We start from the raw sequence: 12,980 nt of genomic DNA, 5'->3' as shown, positions 1-12,980 counted from the left end.
TCCTATTTATTCATTAGATAAAAAAAAAATAAAAGATGCAAATTTAAAATTTGCAATTATTGTTTCTCTATGGAATAAAGAAATTACTAGCAGATTATATAAAGGAGCTTATGAAACTTTAATTCAATCAGGAATTTCGAAAGAAAAAATACAAACTTGGGAAGTTCCTGGAAGTTATGAATTAATCTATTCTGCTAAAAAAATAGCACAGTGCTACAATTTTGATTCAATCATTACAATTGGGTCTCTGATACAAGGAGAAACTTATCATTTCGAATATCTATGTCTAGCTATTTCGCAAGGAATTAAAGATATTAATATAAAATATGATGTTCCTGTTATATTTGGTGTTCTTACTGATAGAAATCAACAACAATCTTTAGACCGATCAGGTGGAATAAATGGGAATAAGGGAATTGAATGTGCTAAAACAGCTATATATATGTCTTTATTTAGAAAATCTATCAAATGAAAGATATTATTCAATTTTTGCCTGTAAATGTGATCAGTCAAATAGCTGCAGGAGAAGTTATACAACGTCCTTCTTCTGTTTTAAGAGAACTTTTAGAAAATGCAATAGATGCAAATGCAAAAATGATCGATATTTTTATAAAAGATTCAGGAAAAACGTTAATTCAGTTAATAGATGATGGAGACGGAATGAGTATAAATGATGCAAAAATGAGTATTCAGAGATATGCTACTTCAAAAATAAAAAAAGCTGATGATATTTTTCAAATTAGCACAAAAGGATTTAGAGGAGAAGCCTTGGCTTCCATTGCTCTTATTTCTCAATTAGAAATACAAACTAAAAATAAAGAGGATGTAGTGGGAATTCACCTTTTTGTAGAAGAAGGGAAAATAAAAGAAGAAATTCCTATAAATATGCTTAAAGGAACAAGGATTTCGGTCAAAAATATTTTCTATAAACTTCCTGCTAGAAGGCAATTTTTAAAATCTTCACGAATAGAATTTAAACATATTGTTCATGAATTTTATAAAATAGTTTTAGCACATAGAAATATTATTTATCGTTTTTATCATAATGACAAAATTGTTTTTTCTTTTCAAGAAGTTTCTTTAAGAGAAAGAATTAAAGAAATTTTTAAAAACAAAAATAAAATATTAACACCTATTTTAATAAAAAAAAACAGAATGATAGTCGAAGGATTTGTGAGTGTTCCAGATCCTTCTATAAAAAAAGGGAACCAGTTTATATTGGTTAATCAACGTTGTGTTACACATTTACTTTTGCACAAAAAAATTATTCATGCTTATGATGGTTTTTTGAAAAATTTGAAAACAGTTTCTTATTTTATTTTTATTCATATAGATTCAAGTTTAATAAATTGGAATATACACCCTGCAAAAAAAGAAGTTAAATTAGAGGAAGAAGAGGTTATTGGTTGTATGATTCAACAGGAAATCAAAAATATTTTGTTTTGTCAATATGAAGTTAAAAACAAAAAATTGAAAAATTCTGATGTTCTGTTATATGGCAATTCTAAAGACTCTTTTTTGAATGATTTTTATTTTGAAGAACTTTCTTATAAAGAAAAAGTAATTCAATTAGAAAATTGGTTACGATTAAATGATTTTTCTATTTTTAACAGAAATGTTCATTTAACAAATCAATTATCTAGTTATATTTCTAATGAAAAAAGAATAAAAACTCTTCAGATTAATAGAAAATACATAATTTTTGCATTGAATAATGAATATATCATATTAGTAGATCAACACAGAGCTCATCAGAACATCTTATTTGAATTTTTTTTAAGAAAAAAAAACTTAATAAGTCAACAGTTTCTTTTTCCTATAAAAGTAAGACTTTTGAAAAAAGAATTCATTTCTTTAAAAAATATAAAAGATGATTTGATTAATTTTGGATTTCATTTATATTTCTGTAATGAGTCAGCTTATTTGTATTCTATTCCTGAAAATATACATCAAAATATTTTGATTGAAATCTTTCAAAATATTTTAAAATATAATTTCATTAAAGGAGAAAAAAAGAACAAAAAAATACTTATTCAATCAATATCTAAATCCGCATCTATCAAATACGGAACAGAGTTATACCCTGATAAAATGGAATGTTTAATTAGAGATTTATTTTCTTGCCATAATCCAAATTATACGGATTCAGGAGATCTTATATTTTTTGTTTTAAGAAAAAATTTTTTTTAAAAAGTGAATTTTTATACGAATTTCAAGTCAGATGCTGTAAAACATTTAATTAGTATTAATATTCTTGTATATACAGCTGTTTTTGTTTTTTCACAATATAAAATAGAAGATATACTTTCTTTGTATCATCCTTTGGATGAACGATTTGAATTATATCAAATTTTAACTCATATGTTTATACATTCCAAACGTCTATTTTTACATATAATTTTCAATATGTTAGCTTTGTTTATGTTTGGAGGGCAAATAGAAACTTTATTAGGAATCAAAAAATTCCTAATAATATATTTTTTATCAGGAATTTTTGCCGCATTTTTCCAAATAATTTTCAATACTAGCGTAATGTATTATTTTGTTCAAACCTTAGACTTTTCACTAGCCAGAAGAACATTGGATTATCTAAATGAAGAACAAAAAATTAATCTTTATAGTTCCATGTATTCTCCTATGATGGGAGCTTCTGGTGCCGTAAGTGGAATAGTGGGAGCTTTTGCTAAATTTTTTCCAGAACATAAAATTTTTATCCTTCCTTTTCCTTTTCCAATTGCAGTTAGAAAAGCTCTTATAATTTTTATTTTTGGAAGTTTGACCTCATCCATTTTCAATTTAGCACCTGGAGTCGCTCATTTTGCCCATATTGGGGGGATTTTATCTGGTTATTTTATAGGAAGTTTTTTTTTAAAATTTAATGTTTAAAACTAAGTCAGTTTATTGTTTTCATAATACGATTCCAACGTAATTTCCAACTGAAAAAATTAAAAGGATTTTTTCTATCCCAATCGATACTCATCCATATCAATATGGGTTTTCCTACTACATGATCTTCTGGAACAAAACCCCAATAACGAGAGTCATATGAATTGTGTCTATTGTCTCCCATCATGAAATAGTAATTATTTTTTATTTTATAGTACTTTTCTGAAGGATCATTGATTATTTTTCCTTTTTCATAAGTAATAATTTCATTATAAATATGAAGATTTTTTAAATTTAATTTAATTAATTCTCCTTTTTTAGGAATATGTAATGGACCAAAAAAATCTCTATTCCAACCAGAATGAAATATATAATCTTCTTGAAAGTAAGTTGGAAAAATATTCTTTTTTATAAAAACTACATTGTCAAACAAATTCTTTATTTGAATTGCTTTTTTTTTGGTTAACATAATTTGATAAAAATATTCATCATTTTTTTCTTCAATCAATTCAATATCTTCAATATCCATTTCATTTTTAAGATATTCTATATTTAAAGGAACGTTTTCCGTTTTAATCAAATAAGCTTGTTGCTTTTCTGGAAAAAAATTTTCTTTTCTATGATTGACAAATAAAACTCCTTTTTTAATAGAAATTAAATCACCTGGCAAACCTATACAACGTTTAATATAATGATCTTTTCTATCTATAACTTGATGATTAGAATCTTTAGGAAAATTAAAGACAACTATATCATTTCTTTGTATAGATTGTACGGAATGGAAACGAAAATAAGGCCATTGTAAAATAGATATATAAGATTTTACATTTCCAATAATGTTATTATGTGTAAAAGGAATGGAAATAGGAGACATTGGCATTCGTAACCCATAATGAATTTTACTGACTAGTATGAAATCTCCTACTAATAAGGTCCTTTCCATAGAAGAAGTAGGGATTACAAAAGGTTGAATTATATAAGTATGTGTGATAAAAGAAAAAATGATAGCCAATAATATTCCTGTGTGATCTTCTTTTTTTTTTATTTTTTCTATTTTTTGAATTTTTTCAAAAAAATTGATGTAAAAAATATATAAACCGGCAGAAAAAAAGAGTAAAAGAATGTCTTTTTTTCTTCCTCTTCCAAAAAAACGAATCAAATCCATCCACAAAATAAAAAGCAAAATAATACTTGTTAATGGAGTTAATAAGAGAAATAGATACCATCTAGATCGATTGTAAGTTTTTAAAAGAATGAAAATATTATATATAGGAATAAAAATTTTCCAGGAGTTAATTCCGGATTTTTGATAAAATCTCCATGTTCCTAAAATATGAATAAGATATTCAAAAAACAAAAAAACACCACTAAAAACAAAATATTGGTGCATAAAATAAAAATATTTTTATATTTCTAATACTTCTTTCATAGAAAAAATACCATTTTTGTTTTTAATCCATTCTGCGGCAATGACAGCTCCAATAGCAAACCCTTCTCTGCTATGAGCGTTGTGTTGTATTTTGATATCTTCTATTTGAGATTCATATTTCACAACATGTGTTCCTGCTACGTTTTCGAGTCTTTTTGAAAAAATTAAAATTTGATTTTTTGTTTTTTTTTCATCTAAAACCCATGTTTTTTTCATCCTGTTCTTAATGATATCCTTTGCCAAGGATATAGCAGTTCCACTAGGTCTATCTATTTTTTCTTTATGATGAATTTCCTCAATTTTTACTTCATAATTTTCAGAAAATGGAGATAACAGTTTTGATAATTTTTTATTAATTTCAAAAAAAATATTCATTCCAATACTAAAATTGGAAGAATACAAGAAAGAGCCATTTTTTTCTAGACATATTTTTTTAATAAGTTCAAATTTTTCCATCCACCCTGTAGTTCCACATACTGTGGGAACATTATTTTCTATGCAAATTTTTACATTATTAAAAGCAGAATCAGGTTGACTAAACTCTATTGCTACATCTGAATCTTTCAATAAAAATGGAGAAGGAGTTTCATCATAACACAATGAAATTTTATGATTTCTAATCTTTGCTATTTTTTCTATAGCTTTTCCCATTTTTCCATACCCTATTATTGCTATATTCATAGAATTATTTATTTTTTTAAAATTCATTCAAAGATAGATCATATTTTTTTTTGATAAAATTCCAATAATTTATTATATATTTGGAATGTAAAGAAACAATTTTTTCTTGTTCTTTATTTTCCTAACCTTGTTTTCAGCCCACGTGGTGAAAATGGTAGACACGCCACTTTGAGGGGGTGGTATCCAATTAAATTAGGATGTGCTGGTTCAAATCCAGTCGTGGGTACAATTAATTTATATCAGAACACGAAATAAATCAGGATTCTGATTTAAATATTGAAAATGAACTTTATACCTTTTCATTCTTCCTAATAATGCTGAAAACTCATTTTTATCAGATAATTCTATTCCTATTACAGCAGGTCCTTCTTCTTTGGAAGTTTTTTTGGAATATTCGAAATAGGCAATATCGTCTTTTGGGCCTAAAATATTATTAACAAATTCTTTTAAAGCTCCAGCTCTTTGTGGAAATTTAACTATAAAATAATGCTTTCTCTCTTCATACAAAAGAGATCTTTCTCGTATTTCTTCCGTTCTAGTAATATCATTATTCCCCCCACTTAAAATACAAACAATAGTTTTTCCTTTGATTTTTTCAGAATAAAAATCTAAAGCTGCTATTGAAAGAGCTCCAGCTGGTTCTGCGACAATGGCTTCTAAATTATATAAATCTAGAATAGTTGTACAAACTTTTCCTTCTGGAACTGTTTTGATATCATATAATATTTGATTACATATATTAAAATTTAATTCTCCTACTTTTTTTACTGATGCTCCATCAATAAATCTATCTATTGTTTCTAACTCTACGACTTTTCCTTTTTTTAAAGAAAAACTCATAGATGGAGCTCCTTGAGGTTCTACTCCTATAATTTTAGTTTTTGGACTAAATTCTTTAAAATGACTTCCTACACCAGAAGCTAAACCTCCTCCTCCAATAGGAATAAAAACATAATCTATATTTGAAATGGATTGTTGTAAAATCTCTAATCCCACAGTAGCTTGTCCTTCAATAATTTTAATATCATCAAAAGGATGAATAAAAATTTTTGCATTCTTTTTGCAATCCTTCATCGCTTCATAACTAACCGCATCAAAAGTATCTCCAATCAAAATAATCTCAATATATTCTTTTCCAAACATTTTTACTCTTTCTATTTTTTGTTTGGGGGTAGTACTAGGCATATAAATTTTTCCTGGTATCTTTAATATATGACAAGAATAGGCTACACCTTGTGCATGATTTCCTGCACTAGCGCACATTATTCCTTTTTTTAACTCTGTGTGAGAGAGACTTTTTATTTTGTTATAGGCTCCTCTAATTTTATATGAACGTATAATTTGTAAATCTTCTCTTTTTAAAAAAACATTAGCTTTATATTTTTCTGATAAAAGAGAATTTCTCTGTAACGGAGTTTCATAAATGATATCTTTTAATACATTTTTAGCTCTGATTACTTCTTTATAAGAAGGAAAGTAACCTTTTAATCTATTTTTCAATCTTTTAAAAATCCTTTAAAAATAATAAAAAGTGTAATTTTTGATTAGTTAATTTAAAAAACCAACTATTTTTTATGTTTATTCTCTGGTCTAAGATCACGAATAATTGATCCTACTTCCCATAATTCACTTTTTTTAAGATCTTGCAACTCTTTTTTTAACTTTATTCTGTAATCTATATCACTATTAGCTTTAATAATTCTTTCAGCCTCATTTCCAGAAGAAACTTCATGATATAGTTCTTTAAATATTGGGTATGTAACATCTCTAAATTTTTTCCACCAATCTAAAGCTCCTCTTTGTGCCGTTGTAGAACAATTATCATACATCCAATCCATTCCTTTTTCCGCTACTAATGGCATTAGACTTTGAGTTAGTTCTTCTACAGTTTCGTTAAAAGATTCTGAAGGGGAATGACCTTTTTCTCTTAACATTTGATATTGTGCAGAAAAAATTCCTTGTATAGCTCCCATTAAAGTCCCTCTTTCTCCCACTAAATCAGAGTATACTTCATTTTTAAAACTGGTTTCAAACAAATATCCAGATCCTATTCCTATCCCAATGGATAAAGCTTTTTCTAAACTTTTACCACTAAAATCTTGATAAATAGCATAACTAGAATTAATTCCTTTTCCTTGTAAAAAAAGTCTTCTTAAACTAGTTCCTGATCCTTTAGGAGCTACTAAAAAAATATCTATATCTTTAGATGGATATATTTTTGTTTTTTCACAAAAAGTTAATCCAAATCCATGCGAAAAATATAAAGATTTTCCTTTAGTGAGATATCTAGAAAGAGTTGGCCAAAAAGAGATTTGACCTGCATCTGATAATAGATACATGAGTATAGTCCCTTTTTCAGAAGCTTCTTCTAAAGAAAAAAGATCTTTTCCTTCTATCCATCCATCTTTTAGTGCTTTTTCCCAAGAAATAGAATTTTTTCTTTGTCCTACAATAACTTGAAATCCATTGTCTTTCAAATTGAGAGATTGTCCAGGACCTTGAACACCATATCCTAGTATAGAAATAGTTTCTTTTTTTAATATTTCTCTAGCTTTTGATAATGGAAATTCTTCTCTTGTTACAATAGTTTCTTCTACAGATCCAAATTTAATTTTCATGATTTTTATTTAATTTAATATGTTGCTAGCGGTAAATCTATTTTTTTCCATGAATTTTTTCTAGAATTTTTTTCTTCTATTCTAGAAGAATAAACATGAATGATCCCAATTAATTTTTCAATTAATTTTTTAACTTTAATCAACTGTTCTTCTTGACATTCTAAATCTAGAACATATTGAACATTTCCAATAGTTTCATTACTAGATACGTTGATATGATTAGTTTTCAAATTTCTTCTATTCAATAAAATAAGGATTCTACTCAATAATCTTGTTTCTCTTTCTCCTAAAATTATTACTCTGAATTGATGCTTCATAGTATATAAATATTTTTTAATTATGTTAAACGAATTTCATCTACAGCTGCTCCTGCAGGAATCATAGGAAAAACATTGTCTTCTCTTTCTATTACAACTTCTAACAAAAAAGCTTTTTCATTATTCAATGCTTTTTTTATAGATTCTTTTAATTCTTCTCTTTTGCCTACTTTTTTTGCTTTTATTTTATAAGCATTAGCTAACTTTATGAAATCTGGATTAATTAATTCTGTACACGAATAACGTTTATCAAAAAAAAGTTGTTGCCATTGACGTACCATTCCCAAAAAATTATTATTCAGCAATATAATTTTTACAGGAATATCATTTTGTAAAATGGCCCCCATCTCTTGTATTGTCATTTGAATCCCTCCGTCTCCTACAATACAAATAACTTGTCTATTTTTCGCTCCTAATTTAGCTCCTATTGAAGCAGGTAAAGCAAAACCCATTGTCCCCAATCCTCCAGAAGTTATTTGACTTTTTTTGTAGGTAAAATTGAAATATCTTGAAGCTATCATTTGATGTTGTCCTACATCAGTTACAAGAATAGCATTTTTTTGTTTATATTGATTAATCCACTTAATTACCTCACCCATAGTCATTCCTTTTTTTTTTGGGTTAAGATCACCTTGTATGACTACATTTTTTTCTTTTTCTTTTAGACTACAAAACTTTTCGATCCATTCTTCATGAGTCGATCCATTCACATAGTTCATTAATTTTTTTAAAGAAGATTTGCAATCTCCTAAAATCGGAATATGACATAATATATTCTTATTAACTTCTGAAGAATCAATTTCTAAATGAATGATTTTAGCTTGTTTTGCATATTTTTTGACATCTCCTGTGACACGATCATCAAAACGCATCCCTATTGCAATAAGAATATCACATTGATTGGTTAAAATATTTGGAGCATAATTTCCATGCATACCTAACATTCCTACATATAGATGGTGATCACTATCCAAAGCCCCTAATCCTAATAAAGTACTAGCTACTGGAATTCCTGTTTTTTCAACAAATTTTTTAAATTCTTCTTCTGCTTCAGCTAAAATGACTCCTTGACCTACAAGAATCAAAGGTCTTTTAGCTGTGTTGATTAAATTCGCAGCTTCTATTATTCTTTTTTCCTCTATACAAGGATATGGATGAAAATTTTTTATGTATTTACAACGTTGATAATGAAATTCAGCTTTTTGAAATTGAGCATCTTTAGTGATATCTATCAATACAGGTCCTGGTCTTCCTTTTTTAGCTATAAAAAATCCTTTTTGAATTGATTGACAAATATCTTGAGCTTTTAATACTTGAGTATTCCATTTAGTTACAGGAATAGAAATATCTATAATATTTGTTTCTTGAAACGCATCGGTTCCCAATAAATGAGAAGATACTTGTCCAGTAATACAAACAAGAGGAGTACTATCTATCAAGGCATCTGCTAATCCAGTAATCAAATTAGTAGCTCCTGGACCTGAAGTAGTGAAACATACACCTATTTTTCCAGTTGCTCTAGCATATCCTTGTGCTGCATGAATAGATCCTTGTTCGTGACGCATCAAAATATGCGAAACTAAATTTAAATAGTCGTGTAAAGAATCATAAATAGGCATAATCGCTCCACCTGGATAACCGAATATGTATTCTACCTCTTCATGTAAGAGTGCTTTTATTACTATTTCTGAACCGGAGAATAACTTTTTTTCCATACAATTAAAATTGATCTGTAATGCACCCTTCAGAAGCTGGAGATACTATTTTTGTATACTTGTATAAGTATCCTTTTTTGACTTTCAATGAAGGAGGGATCCATGATTTTTTTCTTCTTTGTATTTCATCATTTTCCACTTCAAGAGTAATGGTATTATTTTCCGAATCTATTTTAATAAAATCTCCATTTTGAACCAAAGCTATTAAGCCTCCAGATTGTGCTTCTGGAGTAATATGTCCTACTACAAAACCGTGTGATCCTCCTGAAAATCTTCCATCTGTAATAAGAGCTACTTTTTTTCCTAGTCCTGATCCCATAATATAAGACGTTGGTTTTAACATTTCTGGCATTCCAGGACCTCCTTTCGGACCTACATATCTGATGACAATTACAATTCCAGGAAAAACTTGATTATTTAAAATTGCTTGATTGGCTTCTTCTTCTGAATTAAAAACATTAGCTTTCCCACGAAAAATAGTTCCTTCCTTTCCAGTTATTTTAGCTATGGCTCCTTCTGGAGAAAGATTCCCATATAAAATTCTGATATGTCCGTTTTTTTTAATAGGTTTATCTAAAGAATGAATAATTTTTTGATTAAAAGTTATATTAGGAACATTTTTCATATTTTCAGATAATGTTCTTCCAGTAACTGTTAGACAATCTCCTGATAATATTCCTTCATTTAATAAATATTTTATAATAACAGGGATGCCTCCTATATACATATGAATATCCTCCATTAAGAAAATTCCACTTGGTTTTAAATTTCCAATAAGAGGAACTTGATTGCTTATCCTTTGAAAATCTTTTAAAGAAAAATCAATATTTGCAGATTTGGCAATAGCTAAAAAGTGTAACACCAAATTGGTAGAACCTCCTAAACACATAGCTAATTTTACTCCATTTTCTATAGAAGACTTTGTGACTATATCTTTCGGTTTGATCCTTCTTTCCAGAAGTTTTTGAATGTATGTAGAAACTTCTTCACACTCTATTTGTTTATTTTCACTTGTTGAAGGAGATGAAGAAGAATAAGGAAGCATCATTCCCATAGCTTCTAAAGCAGAAGCCATGGTATTTGCAGTATACATCCCTCCACAAGCTCCTGGCCCTGGACAAGAATTTTTGACAATATTTTTGTACTCTGTTTCTGAAATTTTGCAAGTATTTTTTTTTCCTAGAGCTTCAAAAGAAGAAACTATATCTAATTTTTGACCATTATAATAACCTGAAGAAATACTTCCTCCATACACTATGATAGATGGACGATTCAATCTAAGTAAAGCAATCATAACTCCCGGCATATTTTTATCGCATCCGGGAATAGCAATTATTCCATCATAATGGTGTGAATCAACTACTGTTTCTATGCTATCCGCTATTAATTCTCTAGAAGGTAAAGAGTATCTCATTCCTGAAGTCCCCATAGTAATTCCATCACTCACTCCAATAGTAGTAAATTGAAATCCTACTAAATCTTTAGTTATAACCGATGATTTTATTTTTTTTGCTAATTTATCCAAATGCATATTGCAAGGATTTCCCTCGTACCAATTGCTAACTATTCCTATCTGAGCTTTACAAAAATCGGATTCTTTCATTCCTGTAGCATACAACATAGCATGTGCTGCTGGTAAATTAGGCTCTTTTGTTATCTTTTTGCTAAAATCGTTAATTCTTTTTTCCATGAGATGTTTTATAAATCAAAAACCCCTACCGGTTAGTAGGGATAAAAAAATAACACTTAATCTGAATAGATTTTTTATAAAAACTATCCAAAAAATGAATTATATAATATGCAAAAATATGAAAAATATAGATTATATAAAAGCAATTTTTAGTGATTTATTTTTATAATATTATCATTTTTTTGATTGATTTATGAATATATTGTAAAGTTTATAATCAAAAAATCTCTCTGCAACGTATTATTATTAATAATAAAAAAAAAATGGTTTTTTTTGAAAAAAATAAAATTTTACATTTGTAAAATATAAAATAATATTATTTAATAAATAACTCCTGATCCTACTAATTCTTTTCCGATATACCAAGCCGCAAACTGTCCTTCTGTTATAGCACATTGCATTGTTTCAAATTCAATGAACATTCCTTTTTTTATTTTGTATAATTTTGATTTTTGCAATGGTTGTCTATAACGAATTCTACAAAAAACATCCATTTTTTCTCCTTCGCTAAGACTAAGATCCTGTCTGATCCAATGAATGTTTTCTTCCTGAACAAACAAAGACTTTCTATATAAACCGGGATGTTTTTTCCCCATTCCAGTATAAACAATATTTTCTTTTACATCGGTTTCAAGAACAAAAAGAGCCTCTTTGTAACCTCCTACAGCTATTCCTTTACGTTGTCCCTTAGTAAAATAATGAGCACCTTGATGGTATCCAATTATTTTTCCATCTGATTTTTTATACTTTTTTTTTCTAGATGAAAAAAATAACTCTTCTTCCTTAGAAGAAAAAAATTTTTTTTCTTGATAAACTAAAGCATTAGAATTAATGTAAACTACTTCTCCTTTTTTTGGAACAATTTTTTTTTGTAAAAATCTGGGTAATTTAATTTTGCCTACAAAACAAAGACCTTGTGATTCTTTTTTATGAGCATTGCGTAATCCATTTATTTTGGCAATTTTTCGAACTTGATTTTTCGTCAATAAACCTAATGGAAATAGTGATTTTTTCAATTGATATTGTGTTAATTGACATAAAAAATACGATTGATCTTTATTAAGATCTTTTCCTATTAAAAGACGATAAATTATTTTTTTATTTTTTATAATTTTTTCTTTATTCACATAATGACCTGTAGCAATAAAATCTGCTCCTAAATCAATAGCCTTTTTTAAGAAAATATTGAACTTAATTTCTTTGTTACACAAGATATCTGGATTAGGAGTCTTCCCTGATTTATACTCATTAAACATGTAATTAATGACATATTTTTTGTATTCCTTTTTCATTTCAATTACTTGAAAAGGAATATTTAATTGTTGGGACACTAACATAGCATCAATTCTATCTTCCTTCCAAGTAGTACATTTATTGAAAACCGAATCTTCCTCTTCCCAATTATCCATAAATAAACCAATAACTTCATAACCTTTCTTTTTAAGAATTAATGCAGCAACACTTGAATCAACACCTCCTGAAAGTCCAACTACCACTTTTTGCATTATGATATTATTGTTATCGATTTACGGTAAATTCGTTCTGAAAAAAAACGTGTACACTAATTATGAGAAAAACCTTCCTTATCTTGGCATTGCGAAGAGAGTTCCATTTCTTTGAAATGGTTTTCTTGAATTGATATTC

The 12,980-nt window shown here is 27.7% G+C and carries 11 protein-coding genes and 1 tRNA gene; 4 read left to right on the top strand and 8 right to left on the bottom strand.

Translation table 11 applies throughout. The features are described 5' to 3' along the window. The first annotated feature begins 4 nt into the window (after positions 1-4). From ribH to H0H68_RS00460, 3 genes are read left to right on the top strand one after another with little or no spacing between them, the layout of a single operon-like run. Positions 5-472 (top strand): 6,7-dimethyl-8-ribityllumazine synthase, encoded by a 468-nt coding sequence (gene ribH / locus H0H68_RS00470; protein ID WP_185853609.1) that lies wholly within the window; start codon positions 5-7, stop codon positions 470-472. Beyond that, the gene (gene mutL / locus H0H68_RS00465) at positions 469-2,190 is read left to right on the top strand and encodes a DNA mismatch repair endonuclease MutL (RefSeq protein ID WP_185853417.1); all 1,722 of its coding nucleotides are present in this window, start codon (positions 469-471) and stop codon (positions 2,188-2,190) included. Before ribH ends, mutL begins: the two co-directional genes overlap by 4 nt. Before the next feature lie 3 nt (positions 2,191-2,193). Next, complete coding sequence (locus H0H68_RS00460; RefSeq protein ID WP_185853416.1) at positions 2,194-2,886, top strand: rhomboid family intramembrane serine protease; 693 nt, start codon at positions 2,194-2,196, stop codon at positions 2,884-2,886. 7 nt (positions 2,887-2,893) lie between these two features. On the opposite strand, the gene lepB is transcribed toward H0H68_RS00460, so the two are convergent. Together lepB and dapB are read right to left on the bottom strand one after the other, a co-directional pair. After that, positions 2,894-4,276 carry a signal peptidase I gene (lepB, locus tag H0H68_RS00455; protein ID WP_185853415.1) on the bottom strand — a complete coding sequence of 461 codons (1,383 nt, stop codon included), beginning with the start codon at positions 4,274-4,276 and terminating at the stop codon, positions 2,894-2,896. A gap of 15 nt (positions 4,277-4,291) precedes the next feature. Further along, entirely contained in the window at positions 4,292-4,996 is a 705-nt protein-coding gene (dapB, locus tag H0H68_RS00450; protein ID WP_185853414.1) for a 4-hydroxy-tetrahydrodipicolinate reductase, read from the bottom strand. Positions 4,997-5,132: 136 nt separating this feature from the next. Between dapB and H0H68_RS00445 the strand changes: the two genes are divergently transcribed. After that, a tRNA-Leu gene (locus H0H68_RS00445) sits at positions 5,133-5,222 on the top strand. Between the two features lie 8 nt (positions 5,223-5,230). Here the strand turns inward: H0H68_RS00445 and ilvA are convergent. The 6 genes from ilvA to mnmA form a co-directional block, all read right to left on the bottom strand. Further along, positions 5,231-6,496: a threonine ammonia-lyase gene (ilvA, locus tag H0H68_RS00440; RefSeq protein WP_185853413.1), complete on the bottom strand. Its 1,266-nt coding sequence runs from the start codon at positions 6,494-6,496 to the stop codon at positions 5,231-5,233. 65 nt (positions 6,497-6,561) lie between these two features. Continuing rightward, positions 6,562-7,614 (bottom strand): ketol-acid reductoisomerase, encoded by a 1,053-nt coding sequence (gene ilvC / locus H0H68_RS00435; protein ID WP_185853412.1) that lies wholly within the window; start codon positions 7,612-7,614, stop codon positions 6,562-6,564. Positions 7,615-7,628: 14 nt separating this feature from the next. After that, entirely contained in the window at positions 7,629-7,931 is a 303-nt protein-coding gene (locus tag H0H68_RS00430) for an acetolactate synthase (protein ID WP_185853411.1), read from the bottom strand. A gap of 20 nt (positions 7,932-7,951) precedes the next feature. After that, positions 7,952-9,646 (bottom strand): biosynthetic-type acetolactate synthase large subunit, encoded by a 1,695-nt coding sequence (gene ilvB, locus H0H68_RS00425; protein WP_185853410.1) that lies wholly within the window; start codon positions 9,644-9,646, stop codon positions 7,952-7,954. A 4-nt stretch (positions 9,647-9,650) separates the two neighbouring features. Further along, entirely contained in the window at positions 9,651-11,336 is a 1,686-nt protein-coding gene (gene ilvD, locus H0H68_RS00420) for a dihydroxy-acid dehydratase (protein ID WP_185853409.1), read from the bottom strand. Between the two features lie 320 nt (positions 11,337-11,656). Continuing rightward, on the bottom strand, positions 11,657-12,841 hold the full coding sequence (gene mnmA, locus H0H68_RS00415; protein WP_185853408.1) for a tRNA 2-thiouridine(34) synthase MnmA: 1,185 nt from the start codon (positions 12,839-12,841) through the stop codon (positions 11,657-11,659). Positions 12,842-12,980: the final 139 nt, after the last annotated feature.

It is taken from the genome of Blattabacterium cuenoti, assembly GCF_014251555.1.
GTDB classification, from domain to species: domain Bacteria; phylum Bacteroidota; class Bacteroidia; order Flavobacteriales; family Blattabacteriaceae; genus Blattabacterium; species Blattabacterium cuenoti_P.
The sequence above is the reverse complement of the archived record's forward strand: the minus strand, read 5'-3'. Positions and strand labels throughout refer to the sequence as shown.

What these genes read in the sequence shown, in the direction of transcription:
- dapB (WP_185853414.1), bottom strand. Translation starts at nt 4,996, where the DNA reads ATGAATATAGCAATAATAGGGTATGGAAAAATGGGAAAAGCTATAGAA.
- lepB (WP_185853415.1), bottom strand. Translation starts at nt 4,276, where the DNA reads ATGCACCAATATTTTGTTTTTAGTGGTGTTTTTTTGTTTTTTGAATAT.
- ilvC (WP_185853412.1), bottom strand. Translation starts at nt 7,614, where the DNA reads ATGAAAATTAAATTTGGATCTGTAGAAGAAACTATTGTAACAAGAGAA.
- ilvB (WP_185853410.1), bottom strand. Translation starts at nt 9,646, where the DNA reads ATGGAAAAAAAGTTATTCTCCGGTTCAGAAATAGTAATAAAAGCACTC.
- ilvD (WP_185853409.1), bottom strand. Translation starts at nt 11,336, where the DNA reads ATGGAAAAAAGAATTAACGATTTTAGCAAAAAGATAACAAAAGAGCCT.
- mutL (WP_185853417.1), top strand. Translation starts at nt 469, where the DNA reads ATGAAAGATATTATTCAATTTTTGCCTGTAAATGTGATCAGTCAAATA.
- mnmA (WP_185853408.1), bottom strand. Translation starts at nt 12,841, where the DNA reads ATGCAAAAAGTGGTAGTTGGACTTTCAGGAGGTGTTGATTCAAGTGTT.
- H0H68_RS00430 (WP_185853411.1), bottom strand. Translation starts at nt 7,931, where the DNA reads ATGAAGCATCAATTCAGAGTAATAATTTTAGGAGAAAGAGAAACAAGA.